Origin of the sequence: Streptosporangium sp. NPDC051022 (genome assembly GCF_040683035.1) — a bacterium.
In the GTDB taxonomy this organism is placed as follows: Bacteria; Actinomycetota; Actinomycetes; order Streptosporangiales; family Streptosporangiaceae; genus Streptosporangium.
On record NZ_JBFBCF010000011.1, the window covers coordinates 254,452 to 263,611 of the forward strand.

The 9,160-nt window shown below is 61.2% G+C and carries 5 protein-coding genes and 1 pseudogene; 3 read left to right on the plus strand and 3 right to left on the minus strand.

Annotated features, from left to right (window positions below; translation table 11 throughout):
* Window positions 1-6: 6 nt before the first annotated feature.
* A complete protein-coding gene (locus AB0N02_RS20425) occupies window positions 7-3,252 on the minus strand; it encodes a class I SAM-dependent DNA methyltransferase (RefSeq protein ID WP_363948635.1) in 3,246 nt (1,081 codons plus the stop codon).
* A gap of 445 nt (window positions 3,253-3,697) precedes the next feature.
* Between AB0N02_RS20425 and AB0N02_RS20430 the strand changes: the two are divergent.
* Window positions 3,698-4,756, plus strand: a pseudogene (locus tag AB0N02_RS20430) (IS701 family transposase); the annotation flags it as partial.
* A gap of 249 nt (window positions 4,757-5,005) precedes the next feature.
* On the opposite strand, the gene AB0N02_RS20435 reads toward AB0N02_RS20430, so the two are convergent.
* Window positions 5,006-5,851, minus strand: a complete 846-nt coding sequence (locus AB0N02_RS20435) for an IS5 family transposase (RefSeq protein ID WP_363948637.1) — start codon at window positions 5,849-5,851, stop codon at window positions 5,006-5,008.
* Between the two features lie 339 nt (window positions 5,852-6,190).
* Between AB0N02_RS20435 and AB0N02_RS20440 the strand changes: the two genes are divergently transcribed.
* Entirely contained in the window at window positions 6,191-7,030 is an 840-nt protein-coding gene (locus AB0N02_RS20440) for an IS5 family transposase (protein ID WP_363948640.1), read from the plus strand.
* 268 nt (window positions 7,031-7,298) lie between these two features.
* Window positions 7,299-8,405, plus strand: coding sequence for a hypothetical protein (locus AB0N02_RS20445; RefSeq protein WP_363948643.1), 1,107 nt, complete (start codon window positions 7,299-7,301; stop codon window positions 8,403-8,405).
* A 187-nt stretch (window positions 8,406-8,592) separates the two neighbouring features.
* On the opposite strand, the gene AB0N02_RS20450 is transcribed toward AB0N02_RS20445, so the two are convergent.
* Window positions 8,593-9,066, minus strand: a complete 474-nt coding sequence (locus AB0N02_RS20450; RefSeq protein ID WP_363948646.1) for an NUDIX domain-containing protein — start codon at window positions 9,064-9,066, stop codon at window positions 8,593-8,595.
* Window positions 9,067-9,160: the final 94 nt, after the last annotated feature.

A 9,160-nucleotide genomic window follows, 5' to 3' on the forward strand; every position in this document is an offset into this window, starting at 1 on the left:
GATCACTCAGTCCGACCCGGAATAGGGGATCTCAAGCTCGTGCTCCTCCAGACTCCGCAGGGTAATGGTGTCATTTTGACACTGGTTGAGCAGGAAAAGTTCACGCACTCGGCATTCAGGGCACAGACTCACCGTGGCTAAGGGCCAGAGATCGACGGGGGTGCCGACGGTGCTGTCCACGTAGATACGGTTGGGCCGCAGCGGATAGGTGCTGACGCGCTCGAAGGGCTCCCAGCTCGGGTGGCTTCCACGGAGACGCGAACCGATGACCCGATAGAACGAGTCGTCGATGTATTCACACCGGTCCACCCACTCCCAGGGCGTTCCCGACAACCAGTTGACCGAGGAAATCGCCGAGACCACGAGGGGCTCCAGATTTTCGACGTCTTCGTTTAACTCATGGTGGGAGCGCACGCCGTGCGCATGGTGAGTGTCGTTTCTGGAAGTCTTAACGGCATCCAGCAGGGAGCGTGTGCCTTCGACTTCATTCAGAGAGGCGAGCTCCGCAAGGCGGGGGGAATCGATTTCGTTCACGAACTTCTCGATGAGCGTCAGCCATGTCCCGAAGGTGGCGCCAGTCCGGAACCGCCTACGCAGCGCGCTGGTGAACCCCTCAAGGGCGACGATCTCGGCAAGCGCGAGAATGCCAAGCACCCGCGCTATCCCTTCCCCGAGCTTGAGAAGGCCATCCTTCCGTTCGGCCGGATGGGTGCTGATGCGGTACCGGCGGGCCAGGGCGGACAGATGGAAGGGATAGCTCCACTCAGCCCTCCAGATCGGGTCCTCGAGTGGGCGCACGAGATCACCGACCAGCCGGGCCTCGTAGGCCGAGGATCGAATCTCGCTCTTCAGCCGCGCTAGGTCCGCTTCCTTCCCTGCGAAAACGTTTGGCAGGATCTCCGAGGTCGCCGACCTGAGTTTGCGGCGGCCGTCCTGCACGTCCTCGAGGAGTCCATCGATCTCCTCGTCCTCAACGAGGTCGATAGGAACCCGCAGGTTCATCAGATCCCGAGTACTGGGAAACTGCGCGTTGTCCTTACGTGAGTTGAGCCATTCGCACAGAGTCCGGCCGCGCCCTGGCAGGGGATGCAGGACGAACATGGTGGTGGCAGCCTCGCCGAAGCTCTGTGGGAGATGGCGCCAGTTCCCAGGACGTCCGACGAGATCGCCGCCACCACAAGGAGTCATGACTAAGCCGGTTTCGGACACGCTCGGCAGTTCTACTGCAGAGTCGACGACGTGAAGATCCTGCACTCGTAGATAAGGCATTCCCGCGTCTTCGTCCCCGACGTACTGGGTCATCCTCGTTGTCTCCACTCGCACGTACTGCCGGAGAAAGGCGTGGGGACCGTCGACCTCAGGGACGAAGAAATGCGCGGGTGATACCTCACATCCGTTCCTTGTTTTCGTGTGATCGATCCACGCATCAGGCACATCGGGGAGTACTTCGCGCCGGAGGTACTCCTCAAGGTCCTCCTTCAGGGAAAGTTCCACGAAGGAGCGCTGCTCGGGATCGGCCTCAACCTTCCCCTTGTCCTTTTGCACCTCACCCTCGACGTCTCTGACGCCGAGAGCCTTGCGAACAGCCTTCTCGAAGGCGACCCCTTTGGGCCAGACATGCCCCTTCTCCTTGGCCACGCTGCGTAGCGTTCCGAACGCCTTTGCCCTGGTCTTCCAGACGGATCCCACCAGGGAGCGCAGCGCATCGAGCAGCCCGTCGGGGTCGTCGATATTCCTGAACACCCGGGAGTCCGAAAGTTGGGCTAGGCTCTCCTCCGTCAGCTCGTAACGCAGGCGCAGCGGACGATCAATGACGATTCTGCGGTAAAGGAACTCCTCGTTCTCTAGCACCTTCACCTTGGCGGATTCCGGATGCTGAGGGTCACGCGCGATCTCAAGTGCGGTTCTGTATTGGCGGACAATCTCGGCTGCTTGATCCGGAGCGATGTACCTCCGCTTGTCACCGATGGAGCGGCGCATCTTTTGCGCAGCCTCTTGGGCGTTGATGAGAACAACTTTCCCTCGGCGCTCGGCCGCTTTCCGGTTGGTCAGGATCCAGAGATAGACCGGGATCCCAGTGTTGTAGAAAAGCTGCTCGGGAAGCGCGATTACCGCTTCCAGCCAGTCGTTTTTAACGATCCATTCCCGAATGTTCGACTCCCCCGATCCGGCCATTCCGGAATGCATCGGCGATCGGTTGAAGACGATGGCGAGGCGGCTCCCGTCAGCCTCCTGGTCACCGACGGGCTTCATTTTGGCCAACATATGCTGGAGGAACAGCAGAGAGCCATCGTTGATGCGCGGCAAACCTGCGCCGAATCGTCCACTGAAACCGAGATGCGCATGCTCGTGCTGAACGAACCTAGAAGATCTCTTCCAGTCAACGCCGAAAGGGGGTGAGGCCAGGAGATAGTCGAACCTGCCGTCCTCGTGTCTGTCCCCCTGGAAGATGTCCCTTAAGGCAATGGTATCCGGAGAGCGGCCTTTCATCATCATGTCTGATCGGCATATGGCCCACGACTCGGGGTTGATGTCCTGGCCATAGAGAGTGACCGCCGCATGAGGGTTCAGCTCCTCGATACGCTCCGCAGCCCCGCTCAGGAGACCGCCCGTCCCGCAGACCGGATCGAAGACGGTGCGATGAGCACCAGCAATGGTAAGCAAGTCTGCGTCCGGCGATATCACGAGATCGACCATGAGGCGGACGACGTCGCGAGGTGTGAAGTGCTCACCCGCGGTCTCGTTGGATAGTTCCGCGTAACGACGCACCAGTTCTTCGAAGACGGAGCCCATCTGACGCTCAGTGATCGTCCGCCCGAGGTCCAGGACAAGGAACTTGCTGACAACCATGTATAGGAGGCCAGCCTCGTCGAGGCGAGTGATCATCCGATCGAACTCGTAGCGCTCCAAGACCTCTCGCGCGTTCGACGAGAATCCATGGAGGTAGCGACGCAGCAGGTAGGCCGTTCTACTAGGATCGTCGAGTGCCTGCTGAAGGTACACCGGGCTGGTGTTATAAAAAGGCTGCCCGGAGAGGTGCATGAGCACCTCATGGCTCGGGAAGTCACCGCCGCCGGATCGGTCAACGGCCTCGACAACATCCTTTTTCGTCGCCTCCAAGAGGCAATCGAGACGACGCAGAACAGTGAACGGAAGGATCACCTTGCCGTAGTCGGACTGTTTGAATTCACTACGAAGCAGATCTGCGACCGACCAAAGGAAGCTGGCAAGAACCTCTGAGTTGTCAGCCATCCTCACTCCTGTTTCTATACTCGCCATCGGCTGCGAGAACAACCGATCAATCATATCCAAGCAAGACCCTTATCAAGATCGTTTCTTGATTGACGATCCTTCATTGCTGATCATGAAAGCGTTCACGGGGAGGCTTGTCCCAGACGAGCTTGGGGGCTGTTCCTGAGGACAGTTCCCGCACCCCTCGTCCAGCCGCAGGCTGGTGATTGCTGGCGGCCCATGCCCGGCAGGTGTCGGTGACGATCGTGTTCGTGGCCACTACTAGTACTCCAGCCGCAGATCGTGAGGCGGGGCAGTTCGTGCGCATGTGAACCTGTGAGGATAGGGCCACAACTACGACGGACGGCCACCGCTGTGATCATTCAGGTGTGATGGAACTGAAGATCATGCGGTAGCCGCGTTGGCCAGAGTAGAACACCTCGGCGCGACTCGCCTACAGGCCGGTTTGGATAACGCGTTCGCCCACATCGCGGGCCGGTTCAAACGAAGGGAAGTGCGCCTGCGCGCCCGCTCCTTCATCGAAGGACTGCTGTCCGGCGTGGAACGCAAGAGCGGCTGGTCACTGGCCGAATACGCCGGCGAAGCCACCCTCGACGGCATGCAACGACTACTGACCAATGCGAAATGGGACGCCGACGGAGCCCGTGACGATGTCCGCGACTACGTGATCGACCACCTGGGCGCCTCCGACGGCGTCCTGATCGGCGACGACACCGGCTTTGAGAAGAAGGCCCGCTGTTCGGCCGGGGTGCAACGGCAATACACCGGCACCGCCGGGAAGATCACCAACTGTCAGATCGGAGTGTTCCTCGGCTACGCCACGCCCCGCGGACATACCCTGCTGGACCGGGAGCTCTACCTGCCCCACACCTCGTGGATCGCCGACGCCGACCGATGCGCCACGGCGAACATCCCCCAGGAGGTGGAGTTCGCCACCAAACCGCAACTGCTGCAGGCGATGATCAAACGAGCCATCACCGCCGGGGTGCCGTTTGGGTGGGTCACAGCCGATGAGGTCTACGGCGACAACGGCCCACTACGCCGTTTCCTGGAAAGCCAGCAGCTCAGCTATGTGCTGGCCGTGGCATGCGACCACCAGATCACCATCGGTGCGGGCAAGGTCCGCGCCGACGTCATCGCCAAAAAGCTCGGCAGGACGGCCTGGCAGCGGCTGTTGTGCGGCAACGGCGCCAAAGGACTACGGCACTATGACTGGGTACTGATCGCCACCGTCGGCCCGGCGCACCGGCTGTTGATCCGCCGCTCCGTCAGCAGGCCGACCGAGCTGGCCTTCTACCTGTGCCACACCCCGGCCCCGGTACCCCTGGGCCGTCTGGTGGCCGTGGCCGGCGCCCGCTGGACGATCGAGGAGTGCTTCCAGACCGGCAAGAACGAGGCCGCCCTCGACCATTACCAGGTCCGGCTCCATCCAGCCTGGTACCGGTATATGACGCTGGCCATGCTGGCCCTGGCCTTCCTGGCCGTCACCCGAGCCGAACTGCTGGACGAACACGACGTGATTGACCAAGATGAACAGGCAGAGCGCCTGGGCAAGGACAAGGAGGCCGGTGTCCGATCGATCGTCGTCTCCGTCAACGAGATCCGTCGCCTGTTCGCGTCGTTGACCCAGCCACCGCTCGATGAGCACCATGTTCGCCGGTGGTCCATATGGCGGTTACGCCATCAAAGCCGTGCTCGACGATGCCACTACCAGCGTCAACGCCTCAGAGATCACTACAGGGCGTCTGAAAAGTCATGATCGCTGCGCTCCGAGACGGTGCAGGAGCAGCATGCAAGTGGCCGTGTAGATGACGTTCTCGGAGGTCGTGATCAGGTACTCGTAGTCACGTGACAGACGCCGATAGCGGCCCAGCCAGGCATAGGTCCGCTCCACGACCCAGCGGCGCGGGATCACCCCGATGCGCGGCACCTCGCGCGGCGGTGCGTCGTTCCTGGCCCAGGTGGAACGCATACCGCCGTCGCGGCGCACCACGATCTGCACCGTCACCCCGAGCGCCTCCTCGGCCCAGCCGATGAACCGGGCCCCGCGATAGCCCTGATCGGCCCACACATGATGCAACCGCGGGAAGCGGTCGATGCTGCGCGACAGCACCACCATCGCGCCATCTCGATCATCGGCGTTGGCCGGGCTCACGCAGGCGCCCAGCACGATGCCGAGCGTGTCGACCAGCAGGTGCCGCTTGATGCCGAGGACCTTCTTGGCACCGTCGTAGCCGTGCAGGCCGCCGCGCTCGGTGCCGCGCACACTCTGGCTGTCGATGACCCCGGCGCTCGGTGTGGGATCACGGCCCCGGCCGAGGCGTTCCTGCTCACGCAGCACCGCCAGAGCCTCTTCCCATAGGCCGGCGATCCGCCATTGCCGCCAGTAGTGGTAGACCGTCTGCCACGGTGGGAAGTCGTGCGGCAGCAGCCGCCAGGCGCAGCCAGCCCGCAGCCAGTAGGAGATCGCGTTCACGATCTCCCGGCGTGCGTGCACCGCCGGGCGGCCGCCATACTTGGGGGCGGGAATCAGCGGCTCCAGCAGTGCCCATTCGGCGTCGGCGAGATCGGTTGGATAAGGGCGTCGGGGGTCGGGCATGGGGGCCTCCCACGCCCAGCAACGCACACCGGCAGACAGCCGGGCAGTTACGCGAACGCCAGCTTTTCAGACGCCCTCTAAGTGGGTGTTTGATCCATAAATGCGGTGAAAGATGATGGTTCTTCGCGACCTCTGCGTCGATGGAGTTGGAGACTCTGGAACAGACGTGCGCCACCCGAGGGGGATGAGACGCACGCGGACACCTTCTGCGCCCAGATTTCTGTTTGATCCCAAAATGCCCGCCATCTGCTGTTATGGCAGGTGACCGCGGCGCCTCACCTGCCTGACCTGACCGATACGCCTCTGGCCGGCAGCCCCATACGGCGCTACGCCACGGTCATGACCGAACGCCGCCGCTACCCCAGCGATCTGTCGGATGCCCGCTGGCAGCTCATCGAACCGACCCTGACCGCCTGGCGTACCGAACGCCTCGCCTGTGCCCTGGGCATCGGCCGCCCGCCTGAGCATGACCTGCGCACCATCATGAACGCGATCTTGTACGTCGACCGTACCGGCATCCCCTGGCGCTACCTGCCGCACGACTACCCGCCCTGGGCCACCGCGTACTGGTACTTCGCCGCCTGGTGCGACGAAGGGGTGTTCACCAAGCTGAGCGGCCTGCTGCACCGCCTGGTCCGCATCGCCGAGGGCCGCGCGCCCGAGCCGTCGGCCTGCGTCGTCGACGCCCAGAGCGTCAAGACCTTCACCGACGTCCCCGCCGCCGACCAGGGCATCGACGCCGCCAAGAAGATCGTCGGCCGTAAGCGCAGCATCGTGGTCGACACCCTCGGCCTGCTGCTGGCCGTGCTGGTCACCGCCGCCTCCGTGCCCGACTCGGTCGCCGGCACCACCCTCATCGACCGCATCGCCGCCACCCACCCCACCATCCGCAAGACCTGGGTGGACGGCGGCTATCGGCAGCACCTCGTCGAACATGCCGCCGCCCTCGGCATCGACATGCAGATCGTCCGCCGCAACCCCAGCACCCGAGGTTTCACCGTCCTGCCCCGCCGCTGGGTGGTCGAGCGCACTCTGGGCTGGTTCATGCTCCACCGTCGCCTGGCCCGCGACTACGAGGCCCTACCGGCCAGCTCCGAAGCCATGATCCACATCACGATGATCGACCTCATGAGCCGCCGCCTCACTGGAGAATCCACCCCGACCTGGCGAGACACCTGAGCCCAAATCAGACGGAATCTACGGGATCAAACACCCACTAAGTACGGCTGGAGTATTAGAAGACCCTGAGATATCCCCAGGCCTTTCACATAAGGCTCGCAGCCGACTCATCACCCTCGGACCGGGCCCCAGCCCCGCGAGCGGGTGGTAACGAAACGCGTCGCTAGACAAGCGATAGCCCCCTCAGAGGCGTTTCCATGAGCACCGCGTCAGCATAAAAACTATCAACCGGCAGGCACATGAGCCGATGCTCAGCTAGTCTAGCCTAGTGGACAAATCTGAAGCACAGCTGCACCAAGATTGGCTTGAAGCCTGGAACGCATTGAATGGATTTCTCGACGATATTGGCGCTACGAATGAAGCTCATACTGTCACTCTTCGTCTAATCGCCTGTCGTATCGAGTCACCTACTCATTTTATTGACTCGCTGCAGTCTCAGGTAAGCAGAGACGAAACATGGGCGTTCATTTCTACTTCTCCAGATGACTCTGGTGAACAGTACGCCTACGCGTTACCTGTGGCGCACTGGAGGCCACAAGATGCTTACTCCATCTTATTTGTGGAAATTCACACGGTGTTGGTGGCCTGGTGGCTGACGACGGCATGGCGGGCACGGCAGCTGGCACGAGCTGCCATGGCGCTCACTGAGGCGCATGATGTGATTGCTGCGGCAGCGTGCGTTAGGCCTCTGATAGAGACGGCGGCTGCACACTGGGTCGACGGCCGTAAGCTTGTTGCAGCGTGGGATGCCATGAAAAGCGCCGGACACCCGCTGACCGATGCTGACGCCTTCAAACGACGTGGGACACTCATGGCAATCCTTAACGAAGTTATCTTCGGAGCAAAGTTTGATAATCGAGCGCCGGAGCTCCAGCGTTTATGGGGAAGGTTCCAACGTTCAAACGTTCTCGGGCAGGTCGAGAAGCTCGCCAAAGTTACCTCAGGTGACCTGCAATCCGCTTATCAATGGCTCTGCAACACTGTCCACCCTTCGATTGGGAACAGTTTTGCCTTCAGCGCACCACCACTTGTCCATGACACGAGAACACACATGATGACTTGGTTCGCTGGCCGGCCCATCCATATCAAGAACGGTAGAGAGAACCACGCAGAACGGACCGTTCAAGCGGCGACCGCAGAGGGAGCGACTATAGCGCTCAAAGTATTGCGTAATTGCCTGGATGCTTCTCTACGCATGATCGATGATGTGGCTTTGACGACAGGTGCACCAGATGTCGCCAACGAGCAATATTGGAGAAATATCAGACCGGTTGACCGGAATAAGATCTGCCCATGTCGCTCAGGCCTCAAGGCCAAACGATGCCCACACAAATGGGGCGACTACACTCCCAGCTTCCCAGCTATCTTCCAATGACAAATTCTCTCCATCTCCCCGTTTCACAATCCGCGCCATCGCCGCCAGTCGAGCGATGACGCATTGCTTTTATTTGATCTTCAAGATTCAGAGATTCATGCTTCGTCACGATTATTGTCTTGAAAACAAGTACGGAGAAATTAGGCCCAGCGCATCGTGTGAACAGCTAGCCGGGAAGGTCCTAGCGCTAGCCGATATGGATACCGCTTCCAGCCAGATAGTGCGTGATACGTAGGCGCATTGAACGGTCCATGATTAGCTTCTTGACTTCGCCAGACGGTACCCAGCGAACTTCGCGAGATTCATCACCGGGAGTGGGCTGACCGGATTGGTAGCTGGCAGTGAGAACGAGGGAGAACTCTTGACGGGCCTCGCCGTTGCCGGTGTAGAGGATGACGTGGCGGGGGTCGGAGTATGTGCCAGAGATACCGGTGATCTCGCACTGAATGCCGGTTTCCTCGTAGGTCTCCCGTATGGCAGCTTGGGGGATGGACTCGCCCAGATCGATAGCTCCGCCGGGAACGGCCCAGTTGTCGTTGTCGGTGCGACGAATCATGAGGATGTCGCTGGCGTCGTTAGTGACGATGACGTTGACCGAAGGGACCAAACTATTGGCCTTCGGGGCGTCGGGTTCGTCAAAGAAGTCGATCCGCTTGGCCATACCGAGCAAGAAAGCTGAGGGTTACACCGGATCGGAGACCATGAGTCCGGTCTGAGCGACGAACCCGGTCAAGAGCTCGGGCTGGTACTGCATG

Excerpts from the sequence above, each read along its gene's own strand:
- AB0N02_RS20425 (WP_363948635.1), bottom strand. The coding sequence starts at position 3,252 with ATGGCTGACAACTCAGAGGTTCTTGCCAGCTTCCTTTGGTCGGTCGCA.
- AB0N02_RS20435 (WP_363948637.1), bottom strand. The coding sequence starts at position 5,851 with ATGCCCGACCCCCGACGCCCTTATCCAACCGATCTCGCCGACGCCGAA.
- AB0N02_RS20440 (WP_363948640.1), top strand. The coding sequence starts at position 6,191 with ATGACCGAACGCCGCCGCTACCCCAGCGATCTGTCGGATGCCCGCTGG.
- AB0N02_RS20450 (WP_363948646.1), bottom strand. The coding sequence starts at position 9,066 with ATGGCCAAGCGGATCGACTTCTTTGACGAACCCGACGCCCCGAAGGCC.